The sequence below is a fragment of the Xanthomonas sp. NCPPB 1325 genome, from assembly GCF_041477645.2.
In the GTDB taxonomy this organism is placed as follows: domain Bacteria; phylum Pseudomonadota; class Gammaproteobacteria; order Xanthomonadales; family Xanthomonadaceae; genus Xanthomonas; species Xanthomonas cannabis.
In genome coordinates, this window is the sequence record NZ_CM192985.1 from 3,179,364 (window position 1) to 3,199,730 (window position 20,367).

General features: G+C 67.7%; 15 protein-coding genes and 1 pseudogene. 5 read left to right on the forward strand and 11 right to left on the reverse strand.

What is annotated here, in order from left to right:
• Nucleotides 1-70 precede the first annotated feature (70 nt).
• The 3 genes from ACCQ10_RS13560 to ACCQ10_RS13570 form a co-directional block, all read right to left on the reverse strand.
• Nucleotides 71-3,988 carry a YhdP family protein gene (locus ACCQ10_RS13560; protein ID WP_372360972.1) on the reverse strand — a complete coding sequence of 1,306 codons (3,918 nt, stop codon included), beginning with the start codon at nucleotides 3,986-3,988 and terminating at the stop codon, nucleotides 71-73.
• 169 nt (nucleotides 3,989-4,157) lie between these two features.
• Nucleotides 4,158-5,657 carry a ribonuclease G gene (gene rng, locus ACCQ10_RS13565; protein WP_047695708.1) on the reverse strand — a complete coding sequence of 500 codons (1,500 nt, stop codon included), beginning with the start codon at nucleotides 5,655-5,657 and terminating at the stop codon, nucleotides 4,158-4,160.
• Complete coding sequence (locus tag ACCQ10_RS13570) at nucleotides 5,657-6,229, reverse strand: Maf-like protein (RefSeq protein WP_372360973.1); 573 nt, start codon at nucleotides 6,227-6,229, stop codon at nucleotides 5,657-5,659. The genes rng and ACCQ10_RS13570 overlap by 1 nt, the downstream gene beginning before the upstream one ends.
• Before the next feature lie 130 nt (nucleotides 6,230-6,359).
• Between ACCQ10_RS13570 and ACCQ10_RS13575 the strand changes: the two genes are divergently transcribed.
• From ACCQ10_RS13575 to ACCQ10_RS13585, 3 genes and pseudogenes are all read left to right on the forward strand, one after another.
• Nucleotides 6,360-7,094, forward strand: coding sequence for an SIMPL domain-containing protein (locus ACCQ10_RS13575; protein ID WP_372360974.1), 735 nt, complete (start codon nucleotides 6,360-6,362; stop codon nucleotides 7,092-7,094).
• A 155-nt stretch (nucleotides 7,095-7,249) separates the two neighbouring features.
• Nucleotides 7,250-7,460 (forward strand): annotated as a pseudogene (locus tag ACCQ10_RS13580) (hypothetical protein); the annotation flags it as partial.
• 305 nt (nucleotides 7,461-7,765) lie between these two features.
• Nucleotides 7,766-8,437, forward strand: coding sequence for an energy transducer TonB (locus tag ACCQ10_RS13585; RefSeq protein WP_506191957.1), 672 nt, complete (start codon nucleotides 7,766-7,768; stop codon nucleotides 8,435-8,437).
• Between the two features lie 439 nt (nucleotides 8,438-8,876).
• Here ACCQ10_RS13585 and rlmH read toward each other — a convergent pair whose 3' ends face one another.
• Nucleotides 8,877-9,347 (reverse strand): 23S rRNA (pseudouridine(1915)-N(3))-methyltransferase RlmH, encoded by a 471-nt coding sequence (gene rlmH, locus ACCQ10_RS13590; RefSeq protein WP_039411730.1) that lies wholly within the window; start codon nucleotides 9,345-9,347, stop codon nucleotides 8,877-8,879.
• 121 nt (nucleotides 9,348-9,468) lie between these two features.
• Between rlmH and ACCQ10_RS13595 the strand changes: the two genes are divergently transcribed.
• A complete protein-coding gene (locus ACCQ10_RS13595; protein ID WP_372360975.1) occupies nucleotides 9,469-11,004 on the forward strand; it encodes an alkaline phosphatase PhoX in 1,536 nt (511 codons plus the stop codon).
• A gap of 242 nt (nucleotides 11,005-11,246) precedes the next feature.
• On the opposite strand, the gene ACCQ10_RS13600 is transcribed toward ACCQ10_RS13595, so the two are convergent.
• The 7 genes from ACCQ10_RS13600 to ACCQ10_RS13630 form a co-directional block, all read right to left on the reverse strand.
• Nucleotides 11,247-12,428, reverse strand: a complete 1,182-nt coding sequence (locus tag ACCQ10_RS13600; RefSeq protein ID WP_372360976.1) for a J domain-containing protein — start codon at nucleotides 12,426-12,428, stop codon at nucleotides 11,247-11,249.
• Complete coding sequence (gene rsfS, locus ACCQ10_RS13605; protein WP_184439087.1) at nucleotides 12,400-12,810, reverse strand: ribosome silencing factor; 411 nt, start codon at nucleotides 12,808-12,810, stop codon at nucleotides 12,400-12,402. The genes ACCQ10_RS13600 and rsfS overlap by 29 nt, the downstream gene beginning before the upstream one ends.
• Before the next feature lie 56 nt (nucleotides 12,811-12,866).
• Nucleotides 12,867-13,673: a nicotinate-nucleotide adenylyltransferase gene (gene nadD / locus ACCQ10_RS13610; protein ID WP_372360977.1), complete on the reverse strand. Its 807-nt coding sequence runs from the start codon at nucleotides 13,671-13,673 to the stop codon at nucleotides 12,867-12,869.
• A complete protein-coding gene (gene holA / locus ACCQ10_RS13615) occupies nucleotides 13,670-14,698 on the reverse strand; it encodes a DNA polymerase III subunit delta (RefSeq protein WP_047695698.1) in 1,029 nt (342 codons plus the stop codon). Before holA ends, nadD begins: the two co-directional genes overlap by 4 nt.
• 154 nt (nucleotides 14,699-14,852) lie before the next feature.
• On the reverse strand, nucleotides 14,853-15,494 hold the full coding sequence (locus tag ACCQ10_RS13620; RefSeq protein WP_372360978.1) for an LPS-assembly lipoprotein LptE: 642 nt from the start codon (nucleotides 15,492-15,494) through the stop codon (nucleotides 14,853-14,855).
• Between the two features lie 351 nt (nucleotides 15,495-15,845).
• A complete protein-coding gene (gene leuS / locus ACCQ10_RS13625; protein WP_372360979.1) occupies nucleotides 15,846-18,488 on the reverse strand; it encodes a leucine--tRNA ligase in 2,643 nt (880 codons plus the stop codon).
• Between the two features lie 67 nt (nucleotides 18,489-18,555).
• Nucleotides 18,556-19,173, reverse strand: a complete 618-nt coding sequence (locus ACCQ10_RS13630; RefSeq protein WP_372360980.1) for a DUF998 domain-containing protein — start codon at nucleotides 19,171-19,173, stop codon at nucleotides 18,556-18,558.
• Nucleotides 19,174-19,338: 165 nt separating this feature from the next.
• On the opposite strand from ACCQ10_RS13630, the gene trxA reads away from it, so the two are divergent.
• Nucleotides 19,339-20,196, forward strand: coding sequence for a thioredoxin (gene trxA / locus ACCQ10_RS13635; RefSeq protein WP_039563966.1), 858 nt, complete (start codon nucleotides 19,339-19,341; stop codon nucleotides 20,194-20,196).
• Nucleotides 20,197-20,367 lie beyond the last annotated feature (171 nt).

A 20,367-nucleotide genomic window follows, 5' to 3' on the forward strand; every position in this document is an offset into this window, starting at 1 on the left:
TCGATGCAAGGATTGAGAGCCTGAGGCGCCTCAGCACCATTGCTCGCTGACGCGCACGCAATCGAGCGCGTCAGCGGGGCGACCGACCGGGGGTGCCTGGGGTTGTCGTTGGCGCAGCCGGTTTGCCCGGCGCACGCTCGCGCACGTCGCGTTCGACCACATCCACCTGCGGGTCCTTCCACGGGCCGGTGACGTGGTAGGTCTTGGCACCGATCGCACCCAGCGGTTTGCCGAGCACCGCGTTGGCGGCCGCGCCCACCGCTGCGCCGACCGGGCCGCCAGCCACGGCGCCGACCACGGTCAGCAGATTGCCGGCCTTGGGGTTGACGTCCACGGTCTGGTCGAAGGTCTGCGCGCGCAGGTCGGTCTGCCCACGGATGGCGATATCCGCCGCCGGGCCGGCGATGCGGATGGCGTCGGTGCGCGCGAAGCCTTCGCCAAAGCGCACCTCGCCGTCCAGCGTATTGAAGGCCAGCCCCTTGGAAAAGAAATCGCGGAAGTCGAACATCAGCCGGCGCGGCAGCTGCGCCACGCTGAGCAGGCCCAGCACGCGCCCGGCGCCCGGCTCCACTTCCAGCAGCTGGCCATTGCGGACATCGACCTTGAGGTTGCCGTCCAGCGAGCCAAGCGCAAAGCCGGTCGGCGAGCCCTGCCAGCCGGCATTGAGTTCCAGTTGACCTTCGCCCCCGCGCAGCTGGCCGCCCAGGGTGAGGTTCTGCAGCAGATTGCCGAGATTGCGGCTGTCCACCCGCGCCGACAGCCGCGTGCTGGCCGCCTCGCCCTTGCCGCGCCAGGCGCCGGTCAGGCCGATGCTCTGGTCCTCCGAGCGCAGCTGCAGCTGATCGACCTGCATGCCATCGGTGAGCCGGCTGCTGCGCAGGGTGGCCGCGCCGAAGGTCATCTTGCCCACGCGCAGGTCATCGATATCCAGCGCCAGCGGCGGGATCGACACCGGGTCGAACTCGGCCACCGCCCGTCGCGCCGGCTCGGGCAAGGCACCGGCCAGCGGATCGCCGGGCTCCGGCGCCGCAGGCTCGGGGGCCTCGGCCACCGGTTGCCAGCGCACGGTGCCGAGCTTGCCCTGCACGGTGCCACCGTCGGCATTGGGCACGGTCAGCTGGCCGGCCAGCGAGGGGCCATCCAGCGTCACCGCCACTGCATCGCGGGTCGGCCGCAACCGCAGCCGCGTCTGCGGAAACACGCCGCCGATCATCAGCAACCTGTCTGCCTGCACGTCGACCTGCTGCAGGGGAACGGCATCTTTTTTGGGCGTGGCCGGCTGGCCCGGCAGCGGCGGCATGTCCGCAGCGCTGCTGCCGCGCGCCAGGCTGATCCAGTCGATCGCATCCAGCGAGGCGGTGCGGCCGGTCACCACCAACCCGTTCGCAGGCGGGCGCTCGCTCACCGTGTCGGTGCCCATCACCACGCGCACGCCGGTCTGCTCGCCGTGACTGCTGGCCTTGAGCGCCACCAGCTTGCCGAACGCCACATCGATATCGCCATCGCCCACCGGCAGCGCCACCTTGACCTGGGTATCCAGCGGCCGGGCGGCGGGTTTGTCCAGCGGCGCGGGCAGGTCCAGGGTGGTGCCCACCAGCTCGGAACGCAGCGTCAGCATGGCCTGCGCATCCGGCTGGCCGGGCGTCGGCAGTGGCACATCCACCCCCACCTGCCATGGCGCGCTGCCATGCACGTAGGGGCGCAGCCACTCCATCTGCGGTGCGCGGTCGAACAACTCCTTGGCATCCAGGGTGGCACCCAGCCGCGCCTCGAACGCCTGCCCGGGGTCCTGCACGAAGCCACCGGCGCGCAGCGCCAGCGTGCCGCTGCGGCCCTGGTGCTGCACGCTCAACTGCTCGGCCGCAAAGCCGCTGTCGCGATACTCGGCCTGGCCACTGACCTGGTCGAAGGCCAGGTTCCAGCGTGCGTCGGCCAGCCTGGCGCCCTGCAGTGCCACCGTGCCCTGCAGGTGACCGCCCACCCCGTGGGTGCGCAACGGCCGCAGCAGATCGAAGCTCACCGCCGCCGGGCCGGACACCGTGAGATTGCGCAGGGTGTCGCCGTAGCGGCGCTCCAACGGGCTCTTGCGCAGCATGCCCAACAGCTGCGCGGCATCGGCCTGGGTGGAGGCGCGCACGTACAGCTCGGAGGTGGTGAAGCTGGGGATGCCGGCCTCTAGTTGCCTGATCGGGGTGCCGGCCAGATCGCCGCTGCCCTGCAGGGAGAATCCATTGGCGACGAAGCGCAGGTCGGCCTGCACCTGTTCCATCGCCGGCCAGTCCGGCTGGAAGCGGATCACGCCATCGCGGATGTGCCCAAACGCCTCGAAGCGCCCGTCGTTGTTGTCGAACGGCCACTCGTCCAGATCGCCGCTGACCAGGCCGGTACCGCCGGTGACGACACCACCGGCCACGGCCATGTCCAGCCAGTCGATGGCGGCCTTGCTCATCTTGGAGCGGATCCAGAACTTGCGCGCCACCGGCAGGGCGACATCGTCCAGCTGCGCGGCCAGCTGCATGCGTGGGCGGCTGCCGTCGTTCTGGAACCACAAGCCGCCGCGCACGTTGGCGCCGTACTCCCTGGCCTGCACGCGCAGCGCGGGCGTGGCCACCTGCCAGCCGGCGCCGTCGCGCCAGCCGACGATCTTGCCGGCCAGCTGAATCTCGTGCACCACGCCAAAGCCGGTAGGCCAGTCGAAGCGCACCGTGGCATCGGGCGCGGTGTCCAGCTCGCCGCCCTGCGCATCGCCGTCGACGCGGCCGCGCAGGCCGCTGATGCCGGGCGAATTGCCCACCGGCAGAAACCCGAGTTCTTCGATCTGCCCCTGCGCGCGCACCGGCCCGCCCTGCTCGCCGGCGATCTGCACATCGGCCACCCGCAGTTGCGGTTTGGACAAGATCAGCCAGCGCCGTAAGGCGGGCGACAATCGGTCGCTCAGCGCGGCTGCGGCGATCAGGCCGGAGACATCCGCCTTGCCGACGGCCACCGCATAGCGGCGCCCACCGGCGATGCTCAGCCCGTCCAGCTGCTGCATGGTGCCGGCCTGACCCAGCCGCAACCGGGGCGCATCCAGTCGCCAGCCGCCATCGATGGTCTGCCAGCGCGCGCGCACCTGCAGCCGCTCCCAATGCAGCGTGCGGCGCGCGGTCTCCCCTGCCAGCGGTGCGCCGGACAGCGCGAGCTGGGTGAGGTCCGCATCCACGGTGACGCCGGTGATCCGGCGCGCGCGCAACTGCGCCCAGGCCTGCACGCGTCCGCTACCGCCTTCCACCCGTAGGCCACCAACGATGAGCAGCGACGTCCAGGCAGCCAGATCGGCCGGGTCGGCCTGCGCATAGACGCTGCCATCGCCGCTGTCGCGGTCGAACACCAGCACGCCGGTCAACGGCGCGCGTTTGAGATCGATCCAGCTCCGGCTGCCGACCCGGACGGTCGAGCCATTGACGCGCAGGCGCAGGTCGAGGCGCGGCAGGGTGGCGTCCAGGCCGATCGAGGGCGCGGCGACGCGCAGGCGCGCCTCGGTCAGCTGGATCTCGCCCAGCCGGCGCAGGGCCTCCAGCGGATCGGCGCGTCGGGCGCTCGGCAGGCCCTGCACCGACCACACGCCGTCGTCACTGCGCTGCAGGGTCAGCGCCAGCCCGCGCAGCCGTACTTCGGTCAGCGACTGCCCGGGCAGCAGGCCCGCATACATGGCCAGCAGAATCTCGGCCTGCCCCACGCGCACCTCGCCGTGCGGGCCGATCCGCAGGCCGTCCAGCCGCAGCAACGGCCCGCGCCGGGTCCACTCGGTATCGAGATGATCGAAGGCGATCTGTTGCCCGGCCCGCTGGCTCAGCCACGCGGCAATCTGCTGCGGATGCTCCTCGGCCAGCGGCAATGCCTGACTGGCCGCGCCCACCAACAACGCGACCGCCACCACCGCCAGCGCAGCGGCAGTGATCGCATAACGGCGGAACAGTCGCAGACGGCGGCGCAGCGGGGTGGGCATTAACGGCGAGGAATGGGGACTAGGGAATGGGGAATCGTAAGAGCACCAGCGCTGGCGTACGAACGCTTAGCCGTCTGATCGCACATTGGCGCTGAAGGGATGGCGGACGTGACGTGGAGCGGCTGTCGCTTCAAGCCGATTCCCCACTCCCGATTCCCGATTCCCGGATTCACAGCAACACCACATCGAACTGCTCCTGCAGGTACTGGTCGTCGGACTGGAAGCGGATGCTCTTGCCGAGGAACTCCTCCAGCTCGGCCACGGCCGCCGATTCCTCGTCGGTGATGCGCGCGACCACCTTGGACGAGGCGATCACCAGCAGCCGCGCGGCGTCGAACTGGCGCACGGCACGGGTGATCTCGCGGAAGATCTCGTAGGTCACCGTTTCGGCGGTCTTGATGGTGCCGCGCCCGCCGCACTGGCCGCAGGTTTCCGACAGCTGACGCTCCAGGCTTTCCACGGTGCGCTTGCGGGTCATCTCCACCAGGCCCAACGGCGAAAACTCGTACACGGTGGTCTTGGCATGGTCACGCGCCAGCGCCTTCTCCAGCGTGCGCAGCACCTGGCGGCGGTGCTCCGGGTCGTCCATGTCGATGAAGTCGATGATGATGATGCCGCCCAGGTTGCGCAGCCGCAGCTGCCGCGCCACTGCCTGCGCCGCCTCCAGGTTGGTGCGGAACACGGTTTCTTCCAGATTGCGCTGCCCCACGAACGAGCCGGTGTTGACGTCGATGGTGGTCATCGCTTCGGTCTGGTCGATCACCAGATAACCGCCGGACTTGAGCGGCACCTGCTTGTTCAACGCACGCCCGATCTCGTCCTCGACCCCGTACAGGTCGAAGATCGGCCGGTCGCCGGTGTACAGCTCCAGCCGCTCGGCCAGCACCGGCATGTACTTGGCCACGAACGCCTGCAGCTGCGCGAAGGTCTCGTTGGAATCGACCTTGACCTTCTCCACGTCGCGCCGGATCAAATCGCGCACCGCCCGCAGCGGCAGGCTCAGGTCTTCATAGATGATGCTGCACGACGGCGCTTCGCGACCGCGCCGCTCGACCACGTTCCAGACCCGCGACAGATACGCGATGTCCTCGGCCAACGCTTCGGCCGGCTGGCCCTCGGCGTTGGTGCGGATGATGTAGCCGAACCCGCCGTGCTGGGCCGAGACCTCGCTGACGATGGTCTTCAGGCGCAGCCGCTCGGCCTCGTCCTCGATCCGTGCCGACACTCCGACGACCTTGGACTGCGGCAGCAGCACCAGATAGCGCGAAGGAATGCTGATCTGCGTGGTCAGCCGCGCGCCCTTGGTGCCGATCGGGTCCTTGACCACCTGCACCACGATGTCCTGACCGTCGCGCAGCAGCTCCACGATCGGCACCGCAGCGGGCGGCGGCGGCGGGATCGGGGTTTCTTCGGTATCGACCACGCTGGCCGGCGCCGGTGCCGGGCGCACCACGTCGTTGGCGTGCAGGAACGCGGCGCGCTCCAGCCCCACCTCGACGAACGCGGCCTGCATGCCCGGCATCACCCGCTGCACCTTGCCCTTGTAGATGTTGCCCACCACGCCTCGACGCCAACCGCGCTCGATATGCAGCTCCTGCAGCATGCCGTTCTCGATCACCGCCACGCGGGTTTCGCGCGGGGTGACGTTGACCAGGATCTCTTCCGACATCAATGCGCTCCGAAGGCTGTGAGCAACTGCGAGGTGTGATACAGCGGCAATCCCATCACGCCGGAATAGCTCCCGGACAGATGGCGAATGAAACGCTCCGCGCGCCCCTGGATCGCATACGCGCCGGCCTTGCCCATCGGCTCGCCACAGGCGACGTAGGCAGCGATCTGCGCGTCATCGAGCGTGTCGAAGGTCACCTCCGACACCACCAAGGCCTGCGCCGGCGCCCGCTGCGTGCAGACTAGAGCCACCGCCGTGAGTACCTGGTGGGTGCGCCCGGACAGCGCGCGCAGCATCGCGACCGCATCGGCGCCATCGACCGGCTTGCCGAATACCCGATCGCCCAACACCACCTCGGTGTCGGAGCCCAGCACGATGGCGTCGGGGTCGCGCGCGCGCACCTGCGCAAGCCCGGCGTGCGCCTTGTCCAGCGCGACGCGCTGCACGTAGTGTTCGGGCGATTCGTCCGGCGCGCGCAGCTCGGGCACGTCCAGCTCCAGCGTCTGGAACGGCACCTCCAGGCGTTGCAGGAGTTCTTGTCGGCGCGGCGAGCGCGAGGCGAGATAGAGCATCCGCCCAGCATACCTGTTGCCCGTGCCCGCCCGCTGACTCGGCACTCGCGTCCGCGCTGCGCGGTGGCGTCCGGCTCACAACATATTCATCGACCTCCCAACACGCTCTCGCCACAGACAAGGAGATCCCATGCGTACCACCCTCAAGCCGTTGTTGCTGGCCCTGTCCATCGCCGCCGGAACCGCCATGACCGCCCACGCCCAGACTGCCCCGAGCTACACCATTCCCAACGACGGCACCCTGCTCAACGTGTCGGCCGAGGCCGAGGCCAAGCGCGTGCCGGACATCGCCACGCTATCCGCCGGCGTCGTCACCCAGGCCGCCGACGGCAACGCCGCCATGCGCCAGAACGCCGAGCAGATGAGCAAGGTCATGAGCGCCGTGAAGGCGGCCGGAATCGCCGACAAGGACGTGCAGACCAGCGGCATCAACCTGAGCCCGCAGTACACCTACGAGGAAAACGAGGCACCCAAGATCAACGGCTACCAGGCCAGCAACACGGTCAGCCTCAAGGTCCGCGACATCGCCAAGCTCGGCAAGGTGCTCGACGCCCTGGTCGCACACGGCGCCAACGACATCAATGGTCCCAGCTTCTCGATCGACCAACCCGAACCGGTGTACGACGAAGCCCGCGTCGCCGCACTGAAGAAGGCGCAGACCCGCGCCGAGACCTACGCCAAATCGCTGGGTCTGAAGGTGCGCCGTATCGTCAGCATTTCCGAAGGCCGCAGTGGCGGCGGCGCGCGCCCGATGATGATGGCCGCCTCGATGCGCTCGGCCAAGGCCGAAATGGACACCCCGGTGGCCCCCGGCGAAAGCACACTCTCGATCACTCTGGACGTGACATTCGAGCTCGGTCGCTAAGAAAACGGACTCCGCCAATCGCCGTTCCGCGCTGCCCTCTTCGGAGGGCAGCGTCGTTTGTGGGCGCGAAACGGATCATCGGCCAAGGACCATCGCAGCCGCTCGCTGCCGGCGATCAGATTGGTTCGAATGTGAGGGTCGGTGACTTGCCCTAGACCAAGATCGTCGACCCGTGCCTGACCTACCGCCTGCCTTTGCAGACAACAAGCTTGCGGTGGCCCTGCAGGCCTTCAACATGAGCGCAAGCCGCTGCAGGTTGATTCCACCTGGGAAGACGACACGTTCACGCTGTCCAACACCTACAACATGGGCCGGTTTTTCACCCAGCCGCGCTACGCCATGTTCTCGGTGTCTTACGACTACTGACGCCCTCTCCCGTCAATGTCGTTTCCCCGGCCCTGCAAGCGGCCGGGCTTTTCTGCCAAAACGCCCAGCTTCGGTTGGGCGTTTTCAGTGGCGACACGATCAAAGCTGGCACCTCGAAGAATGCCGGCGGATTGACGCCGCGACCTTGATGGAGTGCATCCGCAGGCCCGTGCCGATCCGTTGCGCCAGACGAATGTCTGCGCCGTGCTTGTGCCGGTGCGCGCGCTGCGGTAAACCTACGCCACCGGATGGTGTAAGGCGTCCGGGCCGCGCTGGTCCTTTCCGCAGTTCCGTTCTGGAGGTGGATGATGGTTCGCACGCAATCGCAGGTTTCTTCCCGTCCCCTTGGCATCGACAGCTCGCGCGTCCTGGCGATGAGCACCGCCGTGGCACTGCATCTCCTGGCCGGTGGCCTGTTGTTGATTCCGCTCTCGCATCGGGCGATTCCGCAGCAGACCGTGCCGAAGGAGCGGTGGGTGATGCCGATGAGCATCCCGACGCCACCGCCACCGGTGTTTCCGGTCGAAGTGACGTTCAAGCCGAAAGCGCATTCGCCCACCAAAACGCTACCGGTACCGGTGCAGACCGCGGTGTTCAGTCAGGAGCCCGTTGTCGATCACGCAGCGTTTGCCGTTCCGGCAACAGTCTCCGACGTCGTCGCAGAAAGCACCCCGACGACAACTGCGCCCAGCGGGCCGATCGAAGCAGGCCAATTGCAATATTTGAGTTCGCCAGCGCCGAGCTACCCGGCGGCCGCATTGCGCGCCGGCCAACAAGGCACGGTCCTGCTACGCGTGCTGGTCGGCACCGATGGACGCCCGGCCGAAGTGAGCGTGCAGACCAGCAGCGGTCATCGGGTGCTCGATCTGGCCGCACGTAGCCAGGTGCTGCGTAGCTGGCGCTTCCAGCCGGCGATGCAGAACGGCCAGGCGGTGCAGGCCTACGGCCTGGTGCCGGTGAGTTTTTCGTTGAATTGATGCGTGGTCGAATGCGGTGGCCCGGGCATCGGGTCACCGTCTTCGATGCGCTGCGCAGGGCATCGGCCTACCACTCTGGCGTAAGGCCATGGTCTGGAACCAGCCACGGCAGTGCACCGCGCAGGCGCGAATCCTGGCGACAAAGTAGCGATCGATATGTCGATGACGCGCGCGTAGCAGGCTCCACCGTTCCCAGCAAAGATGCCCGATAGCGTCATGTCTAATGCCGAGACGGCGCGACGCGCCTACCTGGCAGTCAGTAAATACCTGTGACCGGCAGTCGGGCGTACGGTCACGTGCAGACGCATGACCGTCAATCGGGGGCGGATGGCCGTGCGCAATCAGGTTCGGTAGCCATTCCTGTGCCGGCCGACCGCTGGCAGCCTGCCTCAGGCCGGCACAGATACAGCCATGCCGAGAGCCACCAGGCGCCCACCGCTTACGCGCGGTGGTACGGATGATTGGCCAGCATCGCCGCGGCGCGATACAGCTGTTCGGCCACGATCAGGCGCACCAGCATGTGCGGGAGCGTGAGCGGGCCGATCGACCAACTTTCGTTGGCGCTCTTCAAGACCTCGGCCGCATGCCCTTCCGGGCCGCCGATCAGAAACGCCAGATCGCGGCCCTGCCCGCGCCAGTGCTCCATGCGCTGGGCAAGCTGCTCTGAACTCAAGGGGCGACCGGGCACATCCAGTGCCACGACATGCGCGTTCTTGGGCAGTGCGGCCAGTACGCGGCGGCCCTCGTCATCGATGGCGCGTTGCGCGTCGCGGCCCTTGCCACGCAGGCCGGGTTCGATCTCGACCAGCTCCAGCGGCATCCAGTGCGACAGACGCTTTTGATATTCGGCAAAACCTTGCGCCACCCAGGCTGGTGCGCGCTCGCCGGTGGCGATGAGTCGGCATTTCATGGCGACATGATATCCGCGTCACAGCCTGGGCAGTCCGTGCCGATGTGTCGCTGCGTGTCATGGTGTCGTTACAGCCGGCAATTAGTGTCGCCCGACCACCCAGCCCCGCAGGAGTCGTTCGATGCCGATTTTCGATCCCGCCCGCCGCCAGGTTCTCAAGGGCAGCGCCGCCGTCATGGCCGCTGGCGCCCTTGGCAGCTTGAGCGCCTTGCAATCGCGCCAGGCCCAGGCCGCCACCTCGCCGTCGTCGCGGCTTGCGCCGGTTCCCAGCCGCTACGGCCCGCTCGCCCCGGTGGCCGACCAGAGCACCGGCTTGCCATTGCTGCAATTGCCACGCGGTTTCAGCTACCGCTCGTTCGGCTGGAGCGGTGACCGCATGGACGACGGACAGCCCTGCCCCGACCGCCACGACGGCATGGCCGTGGTCGGCCTGCGCCGGCCCGACTGGCACCCGGGCAGCGATCCGCTGCGCGGCCTGGAATACGTGCTGATCCGCAACCACGAACGCGGCGCCACCACGCCGTTCCGCGCGCCGGCGATGTACGACACCGGCATCGTCAGCGGCACCCAGCAGGCCGGCGGCGGCACCACCACGCTGAGTTACGGCCGGCGCGGCTGGGGCAGCCTGGAGCCCAGCCTGGGCGGCACCCTGGTCAACTGCGCCGGCGGCCCGACCCCCTGGGGCACCTGGCTGAGCTGCGAAGAGATCAAGACCAACGCAATGTCCAGCACCGGTCGCAAGCATGGCTACGTGTTCGAAGTGGACCCCGACAGTCATCGCACCACCGGCCGGCCGTTGGTGGGTCTGGGCCGTTTCAGCCACGAGGCGGTGGCGATCGACCCGCGCACCGGCATCGTCTATCTCACCGAAGACGACCGCAACAAGGCCGGCCTGTATCGCTTCATCCCCAACGACCGGCGCGGCCGCAACGGGTCGCTGGAAAACGGCGGCCGGCTGCAGGCCGCACGCGTGCGCGGGCGTCGCAATGCCGACCTGACCGTGGCCAGCATCGGCCAGCAGTTCCAGCTGGAGTGGGTGGATATCGCCGAGCCCGATCTGGACAGCATCGCCGCACCGGCCGGCTTTGCCGACATCGGCGCCAACGACACCTTGAGCGGGCCGTTCGCGCAGGCCTGGGCCGATGGCGCGCTGCGCATGAGCCGCGGCGAAGGCATCTGGTACAGCTACGGCAAGATCTTCATCGTCGACACCAGCACCGGTGTGGATGCGCAGGGCCGCCGCGGTTACGGCAATGGCGCGGTGTGGGTGCTGGACCTGTTTACCCAACGCCTGAGCGCACTATTCGTCAGCGGCAATCAGCTGGCCGCGCACAACCCGGACAACGTGACGGTCAGCGCGCGCGGTGGTGTGGTGCTGTGCGAAGACGGCGGCGAAAGCCCGGACGAATACGGCCCCGGCGCACGCTTGTTGGGCCTGACCCGCAACGGCGAATCGTTTTATCTTGCGAAGAACAACGTGCAGCTGACCTCGCAGCAGATCGCCGGTGCCGGCAAGACCATTGCCGAAGGCGACTACCGCGACACCGAGTTCTGCGGTGCGTGCTGGGACCCGTTGGCGCGCACCTTGTTCGTCAACATCCAGACCCCCGGCATCACCCTGGCGATCACCGGGCCGTGGGAACGCGGACCGTTGTAAGCGGTGTGGAGGACACGCGCGGTCGTGGCAGGCCGTGCGTGTCCGGCCAGGATTTGCCCGTCGTTGGCGGAAAGCGGCTGTCGACGTGTCTTTGGTCATCCGCCTTGAGATGTCTGCTGTACGCCTACTTTTATCAGCGTGTCGCGAAGCGACGATACCGGACGGACCACGTGTTGCGTGCGGCATCGATCAGGTAACCTGCAGCATTGACTCAGTACCGCCGACTGGCGAATGCGCGCCTGTCAGAACCAGGGTGCGTCGAGCATGCCCGCTGTGGCGCTGCGAAACTTGAGCCAGCGCTTGACCGCTGGCGCATCGCGCAGGGCATCCACAATCCGGCGCTCACGCCGCACTTCGTCGAGATCTCGGGCGACATCGCGTCTGTAACGGGTCATTAATGCATCCAACCGCTCAGGCTTGGGCTGCGACGGCAGATCAAGATCGTACGTGTAGCAAAACTCCATCGCGTGCTGAGTGAGCTGGTCTTTGAGTTCCTTGCATTGCCGGTCGAGCTCACGGTTGTATTCCTGCAGGCGCACCGGGTTGATCGCATCCACACCCTTTGCATCCAGTAGACCGATCTCGGCCTGTAGTTCGAGCAGGCCAAGCAGATCGTTGGACTTGTAAGCGGCATTGAGGCGCTGCATGAGCCCGGTGCGGGCACCGTGATCGTCCGCGTCGGTCGCGCGATCCGGGTGCAGGCTGCTGGCAAGTTTGCGATACAACTCACGCAGTGGAGGCGGTTCGGTGGACACCGCTGCGACTTTTTTGGCGGAGCGACGACGCGTGGCGCTGTGTTGCTGCTCGGCCTGGGAGCGGGCGTGTTCGGCCTGTGCCTGTGCCTGCTCCAGACGCGCGTTGACCCGCTCGAAGAGCTCTTCGGGCGAATCCGCACCAGCCACCTCGTCGGAATCCAATCCATACAACTCGCCGATGACGTGTTTCATCATTTCATCGGATTCGGCCATCTCTTCGTCGTAGCCGATCTCGCTGTGCCGCTCATAAAGGGGCTTGAGTTCGACATGACCGGCTTCTATCAATGGGCCGGCCAACTCGCAGATCTCGTCCGACAAGCGGCGACGATCGGTCTTGCTCAACTTCACCGAGGCATACACACGGTCCAGCGCGTGGATCTGCTCGATCTCCAGCGCTCGCTGCTGCTCAAACAGCGGCAACACCTCGGCGTGATAGCGAGCACGCCAACGCTCGACAGCATCGCGCCAGGCATGCAGCTGCGTGCGATGTTGCTGCAGATCGCGCAGCAGCCGATCGAAGCGCTTGCGCGCTGGTGACAGCGTATCGGCGTTGTCCGGTTGCCGGCTCAGCTGTTGAAGCGCCTGCGAAGCCGGCAGCGCGGAAGAAGAAACAGCGGGCTTCTTGGGCATTGAGACTTGATTACTCGGCGTCGGCAGCGAAATCTTCATCGGGACGCTGGTCGCCCACCGTCCACAGACGTTCCAGTGCGTAGAACTCGCGCACGCGCGGCAGCATCACATGCACCACCACATCGCCCAGGTCGACCAGCACCCACTCGGCTTCGCGCTCGCCTTCCACACCCAGCGGCATCACGTCCAGACGCTTGGCGAACTTGACCACTTCGTCGGCGATCGATTTGACGTGGCGGGTCGAGGTGCCGGAGGCGATCACCATGTAATCGCAGACGCTGGACTTGCCGCGCACATCGATCTCGACCACGTCCTTGGCTTTCAGTTCCTCGACGGCTTCGCGCACGGTGGCCAACAGGGCCGGCACCGACGGCGGCGGATTCGGAAGGGAGGTCTTGATGACTTGGGCTTGGCTGGTCAAAGCGGCGACTCGATGGAATTGGCGTGAATTATAGGCCGGTCCGGGCGGACGCGTGTTCAGCTAGCCGGCCGAGCGCTGCCATACAGACCCTCGCGCTGGATCACTCCGGCCACCGACGGCGGCACCAGCGCCTGCCAGGCGCCGCCCGCAGCAATACGCGAGCGCACGGCGCTGGCCGATTCGCCGCGCAACGGTTGATGCAGCAGATACAGGCGACCCGCTGGCGCCGCGACCAGGTCGTCGGCGCTGGCGACCCAGCGGCCCTGCACCGCCGCAGCCAGCTGCGGCGCTTCGGCCAGCTCCAGCGCGGTGCCCGGACGTGCGGCCACCACAAAGTGAGCCAGCCCGAACAAGGCCTCCCACTCGTGCCAATGCTCCAGCCCTACGAAGGCATCGGCGCCGAGCAGCCAGGCGATCGGCGCGCCGGGGCCAAGTTCGGCACGTAGGTCGCGCAAGGTGTCCACGGTGTAGGACGGCGCACCGCTATGCGCGGCGCGCTGTAGTTCGCGGGTATCCAGCAGCAGCCCCGGGCGATCGGCAAGCGCCAGCTCCAGCATGTGCGCGCGCTGCGCGGCGGTGGCGCCGGGCGCCGGGCGATGCGGTGGATCGGCCGCCGGGATCAGCTGCACGCGCGTCTGCAGCTCGTCGCGCGCCGCACAGGCGATCGAGAGATGGCCCAGGTGGATCGGGTCGAAGGTGCCGCCGTAGTAGAGGTGGAGCCGGGAGTCGGGACCCGGGACCCGGGACCCGGGAGAGCCGGTTGCAAGGCTGGGCTGCACAAGGTGATCGGAATGCGCTCGCTGCCCTTGTCCTTCCCGAGACCCGGGAGTCGGGTCCCGGGTCCCGGCTCTCCCGGCCTTCACGCCAGCAATCTCACCGCACGCGCTTCGGCGACCGCCACCAGCAGGCGTTCCAGGCCGACCCAGGCATCGCCGTCGGCGCGCCCCTTGGCCATGCGGTCGACCAGGCCGGCCTCGGCGACGAAACGCTCCCAGCGGCGCGGTTCCGGGTGGCGCTGCAGCGCGCGCTTGAACGGGGCCTGGCGCGCTTCCCAGATGCCTTGCGACTTCATTTCGGCGGCCAGGTTGCCGCCGTTGGCCTGCACCTTGGCCAGCGCTGCGGTGCGCAGCAGTTCCTTGATCAGGATCGGCATCAGCGCGGCCACTGCCTCGCCTTCGGCGCGCAACCCGGCCAGCATGCGGACTACCGCAACCGGCTGGCCGGAGAAGGTGGTTTCGGCCAGGCGGAACACGTCGTAACGCGCGGCATCGGCCACCAGCGATTCCATCGCCTCCAGATCCAGTGTCTTGCCGTCGGCCAGCAGGGCGAGCTTGTCGATTTCCTGCGCGGCGGCCAGCAGATTGCCTTCCACCCGCTCGCTCAGCCGCTGCACGGCGGCCGCGTCGGCACGCAGGCCGTGTGCACGCAGGCGGCGCTCGATCCAGTCGGACAATTCGTGCGGCTTGATCGCCCAGGCCACCGCAATGGTGCCGATGCGGCCCACGGCCTCGGCCCACTTGCCCTGGTGCGCCTTGCTCCAGTCGTTGGCGGTGATCAGCAGCACCACGTCCGGCGGCGGATTGGCGCAAAAACGGGTGATGACCTCGGCGCCGTCCTTGCCGGGCTTGCCGCTGGGCAGGCGCACCTCGACCAGACGGCGCGGGCTGAACAGGCTAGGCGCGTTGAAGCTGGCATCCAGCTGGTTCCAGTCGAAATCACGACCGTCGGCATCGAACACCTCGCGCTCGCCAATGCCTTCGGCGCGCGCGCGCGCACGAATGGCGTCGGCGGCTTCGAGCACACGCAAGGTTTCCGGGCCGGCGATCAGATAGGCCGGCTGCAATGGCTGGCTGGACTGGCCGGCCAGCTGTTCTGGGCGAAGTTCCATGGGCTACGACCGCGCGTGCAGACCGGCAGCGACCAGGCGCCGCTGGTGCGTCATGGCCCGCGGAGTCAGCAGTCGCGCTGCCGCCAGCGCGCGTGCCGGCGCTAGTCGGCAGTACCCGCCTGGCCACTGCGTCGTCGTATCGATACCCACGCGCTCAGTTGTTCGAGGTCGGCGCCGGTGGCAGCGACGCCGGCACGCTCGACTCGGGCGTGGACGGCTGCACCGGCGGCGTGGTGGCCTGCGGCAGCGGCGCGGTCGGGGTGCTCTCCAGACTTTCGCCGCGCTGGATACGCGCACGCACCACGCTGTCGATGCGACGCAGGATCGATGCGGACATGTCCTTGCGCAGTTCGTCGGCCAGGATCTCGCGCTCGGTGGCGGTACCGGTGGCATCCACCGGTGGCGACACGTAGTCGCGCGAGAGCTCGATCACCTGCTGCGGCACCAGCACCGAGCCGTTGGCCGTAGTAACGGTGAAGATGGCGGCATAGCGCAGGCTGTATTCCTGGGCACGGCCCTGACTGTCGATGGCGATCGGCAGGTCGCCCCACCGCTCGGACAGCACCTGCACCTGCGCAAAGCCGGTCTTGGCGTCTTCATCGGCCAGGGTGGCGCCAGCCCCCTTGAGGCCGCGCCGCAGCAACTTGGCCAGTTCGCTGTACTGCACTGCGGACTGCACCTTCACTGCCGGGGTGTCGGGCGGCAACGCAAGCGAATTGCGCAAATGGAAGCCGCAGGCGGTGAGGCTGGAGACCAGCACGAGGGACGCAGCGAAGGCAGTAGGAAATCGAATCATGGGCACAGTCTGGATGAGCGCCCCGGCGGCGGCAACAGGCGGCTAGCCTGACGCAGCACGCGTGAACGGGGCTTGATAAGCGCCGCAACGGATTGCGGCGCCAAGAAATGAAAACCGCGTCGCCACGCGGCACTGCAATGCATGCCACGAACCACCGAGGCAACCCTGGCGTGCGGTTGCCGAGCGCCAGGGAAGTGATGCACGGGAAACGCGGCAACACGCGCAACGGCGCATCGCGACTTACCGATGCAATGCATCGCCAGCACCAAATGAAAACCTAGCCGGGCCTGCCAAGCGCCGATCCGGCACACCGCCCGGACCGGGCATGGCAACCCGGCCACTGCGCCACCCTCACCCCGCCACGATGTTCACGATCTTGCCCGGCACGATGATGATCTTGCGGATCGTCAGTCCGTCGAGGAACTTCGCGGCATTGGGTTCGGCCTGCGCCAGCGCTTCGATCTGTTCGCGCGTGGCGTCCGCAGCGACGTCGATGGTGCCGCGCAGCTTGCCATTGATCTGCACCGCCAGGGTCAGCGCATCGCGCACCAGCGCGCCGGCATCGGCCTGCGGGAACGCCACGTCTTCCAGCAACGTCTCGCCACGGCCCAGCACCTGCCACAACGCGTGGCTGGCATGCGGGGTGATCGGGTTGAGCAGCAACACCATCGCTTCCAGCGCTTCCTGGCGCACGGCCCTGCCCTGGTCGCTGGCATCGTCGAACTTGGCCAGCGCATTGGACAGTTCCATCACCGCGGCAATGGCGGTGTTGAAGCTGTGGCGGCGGCCATAGTCGTCGCTGACCTTGCCGATGGTCTCGTGGGTCTTGCGGCGGATCGCCTTCTGCTCGGCGCTCAGGCTGGCGGCATCCAGCGCAACCGCAGCGCCCTCGCCCACATGCTTGTGCACCTGCACCCACAGCCGGCGCATGAAGCGCGCCATGCCGTCCACACCGGCCTCGTTCCACTCCAGCGACTGCTCGGGCGGTGCGGCAAACATCGAGAACAGGCGCACGGTGTCGGCGCCGTACTTGGCCACCATCGACTGCGGGTCCACGCCGTTGTTCTTGGACTTGGACATCTTCTCGGTGCCGCCGATGTGCACCGGCTGGCCGTCGGCGATCAGCACCGCGCCGGTGACGCGGCCGCGCTCGTCGCGCTGGATCTCGACGTCGGCCGGATTGATCCAGTCCTTGCCGCCGTTGTCGGCATCGCGATAGAACGTGTCGGCGATGACCATGCCCTGGGTGAGCAGGTTGGTCACCGGCTCGTCGCTGTCCACCAGCCGCGCGTCGCGCATGAGCTTGTGATAGAAGCGGAAATACATCAGGTGCAGGATCGCGTGCTCGATGCCGCCCACATACAGGTCGGCCGGCATCCAGTAGTTGGCGCGGCGGTCAACCATGTCGCGCGCATTGGGGCTGGTGTAGCGCGCCACGTACCAGCTGGACTCCATGAAGGTGTCGAAGGTGTCGGTTTCGCGCTCGGCCGGGCCGCCGCAGTCCGGGCAGGTGGTCTGGCGCCAGGTCGGGTCGGTCTTGATCGGCGAGCCGGTGCCGGCAAATTCCACGTTTTCCGGCAGCACCACCGGCAGCTGGTCTTCCGGCACCGGCACCGCGCCGCACTTGGCGCAGTAGATCACCGGAATCGGGCAGCCCCAGTAACGCTGGCGGCTCACGCCCCAGTCGCGCAGGCGGTAGTTGACCCGGCGCTGGCCCTGGCCCTTGCGCTCGAAGCGCTCGGCCAGTGCCTCGAAGGCGCCGCCGAAATCCAGCCCGTCGAACTCGGCCGAATTGATCAGCTCCAGCTCGCGGCTCTTGTCGGTGTACCAGTCGCGCCACTGGGTGGCGTCCCAGGTCTGCTCTTCATCGTTGCGCGGCTCGCGCAGCTTGACCACCTGCACGATCGGCAGGCCGTACTTGTTGGCGAATTCGAAATCGCGCTGGTCGTGGCCCGGCACCGCCATCACCGCGCCGGTGCCGTAGCCCATCAGCACGAAGTTGGCCACCCACACCGGCACCTGCTCGCCGCTGATCGGATGCACTGCGGTCAGGCCGGTGGCCATGCCGCGTTTTTCCTGGGTTTCCAGCTCGGCTTCGGAGACGCCGCCGTGCTTGAGTTCTTCCAGCAGACGCGCCAGTTCCGGGTTGGATTTGGCCGCGTGCAAGGCCAGCGGATGCTCGGCGGCGATCGACACGAAGGTCACGCCCATCAGCGTGTCCGGGCGGGTGGTGAACACGCGCAGCGGATCCAGTGCGGCGCCGTCGGTATCGCGCACGTCGAACTGGATCTCCAGGCCTTCCGAACGGCCGATCCAGTTGCGCTGCATGGTCTTGACCGAATCCGGCCAGCCGTCCAGCTGGTCCAGGCCGTCCAGCAGCTCCTGCGCGTAGTCGGTGATGCGCAGGAACCACTGCGGAATCTCGCGCTTTTCCACCAGCGCGCCGGAGCGCCAGCCGCGACCGTCGATCACCTGCTCGTTGGCCAGCACGGTCTGGTCGATCGGGTCCCAGTTCACCACCGCGTTGCGGCGATAGGCCAGGCCCTTGCGCATCAGCCGGGTGAACATGCGCTGCTCGTGCACGTAGTAGTCCGGCGTGCAGGTGGCGAACTCGCGCGACCAGTCGATGGCGTAGCCCAGCGATTTGAGCTGCCCGCGCATGTGCTCGATGTTGGCGTAGGTCCACTTGGCCGGCGCGGTCTTGTTCTTGATCGCGGCGTTTTCAGCCGGTAACCCGAACGCATCCCAGCCCATCGGCTGCAGCACGTTGTGGCCGGTCATGCGCTTGTAGCGGCTCACCACATCGGAGATGGTGTAATTGCGCACATGGCCCATGTGCAGCGCACCGGACGGGTACGGCAGCATCGACAGGCAATAGAACTTCGGTTTGTCCGAGTTCTCGTCGACCTGGAAGGCGCGGGTGGCATCCCAGAACTGCTGGGCGGAAGATTCGACCTGCTGGGGGTCGTAGGCGTTCGGTTCGACGGTGGACATTGGGAGCGGATGCTCGGGCGGTGCAAAGCGGTACAGGGTACCGCAGTGCAGCAGGTGCTCCAAACCGTTACCGCAGCACGGGCGGCTTGGCCGGCCAACTCCAGGCGGCCAACCCCAGCCAGCCGACCCAGGCCAGGAACGCCAGCCGCTGGGCAATCGCCTGCCGCAGCAGGCCGGGCGGGCCGAACGCCAGCACCGCCACCAGCAGCCCGGCCACCAGGCTGAGCCAGGCCAGTCCACGGGTGTCGGCCCCGTTGAGCAGCGCCGCGGCGATCAACAGCATGGCCGGCACGAAGGCCACCGCCCACAACAGCCACGCCGTGGCATGCGCCTGGCTGGCGCGGCCGTCCAGGTCGGTGGGGTCCAGCGGCAGCATGCCCATGCCGACGAAGGCCAGCCCCGCCAGCACGATCAGTTGCCCACCCACGCGCAGGCTCCAGCCGGCCTTGGGCGGCATGCGCGCCAGCAGGCTGACCCCCGTCACCATGCCCAGCACGCCGACCAGCACGAAGGCCAGCAGGTTGAAGCCCAGCGCGTGCGGCACGCCGGCCGCGCCCAGCAGCGCGACCGGGTGGCTGGCCTGCAGATAGCCGGGCAGCGTGGCGCCAAACCCGGCCACCGCCAGCACGAAGACGGTGGCCGCGATCAGGCCCAGGTAGCGCTGTGCGCTGTCGGTACTTGCCATTGTGGTGCTCCGGTGCGGGGCGCATGCGCGCCACCAGGACGCGGCATTGTCGTGCCGGGCGGGCGCGGCGTGAACCCCTTGGGCCTGGCAGCCGCGCCGGACTTGTGTCGGCCGGGTTTGCCACCATTACCCTCCACTGTTGCCGTCACTACTTTCAGGAAGCCCATGTCCGACAAACCGCATGTATTCGATGTCACCACCGACACCTTCGAGACCGAGGTCCTGCAGAAATCGTTGACGACACCGGTGCTGGTGGACTTCTGGGCCACCTGGTGCGGGCCCTGCAAGACGCTGACGCCGATCCTGGAAAAGCTGGCCGCCGACTACCACGGCGCCTTCGAGCTGGCCAAGGTCGATGTGGACAAGGAACAGCAGGTCGCGGCGGCGTTCCAGATCCGCTCGGTGCCGACGGTGTTCCTGGTCAAGGGCGGCGAGATCGTGGACGGCTTTCCCGGTGCGATGCCGGAAGGCCAGGTGCGCGAATTCCTGACCCAGCATGGCGTGCTGCCGGCCGAGGCGCAGGTGGTCGAAGAAGTGGCTCCCACCCCGCTCGACCCGCAGGCGCAGGCAGCGGCCCTGCGTGAGGCCATCGCCGCCGAGCCGGACAAGGACGAGCTCAAGCTGGACCTGGCGCTGGCGCTGCTGAAGACCGGCGACACCGCCGAGGCCGAGCAGTTGATCGACGCCCTGCCCGCCAACCTGGCCACCGACGACCGCGCGGTGCGCGCCAAGGCCCGACTGGGCTTTGCCAATGTGCTCAAGGACGCCCCCGATGCCGACACCTTGCAGGCCAGCGTGGCCGCCAATGGCGCCGACCTGCGCGCCCGCCACCTGCTCGGCGTGCGCCACCTGCTCGACGGCAACGACGAGGCAGCGCTGGAACAGTTCCTGGAAATGCTGCGCCAGGACCGTAGCTTCGAGGACAACCTGCCGCGTCGCAGCCTGATCGATGCATTCCGTGTGATCGAGGACGAAGACCTGGTCGGCCGGTATCGCCGCAAGATGTCGGCGCTGGTGTTCTGACAGCCGATGGCACTGCGGCGCCAGATGGACATGTAGGAGCGGACCTGGCCGCGACGCAGCCTTACCGGGGAAGCTCTCGATTGGCGACCAGCGGTCATACCTCGTCGCGGCCAGGTCCGCTCCTACGAACACCGGCGGGCAGGCCGAGGTGCGGGCCAAGCCCCATCCATA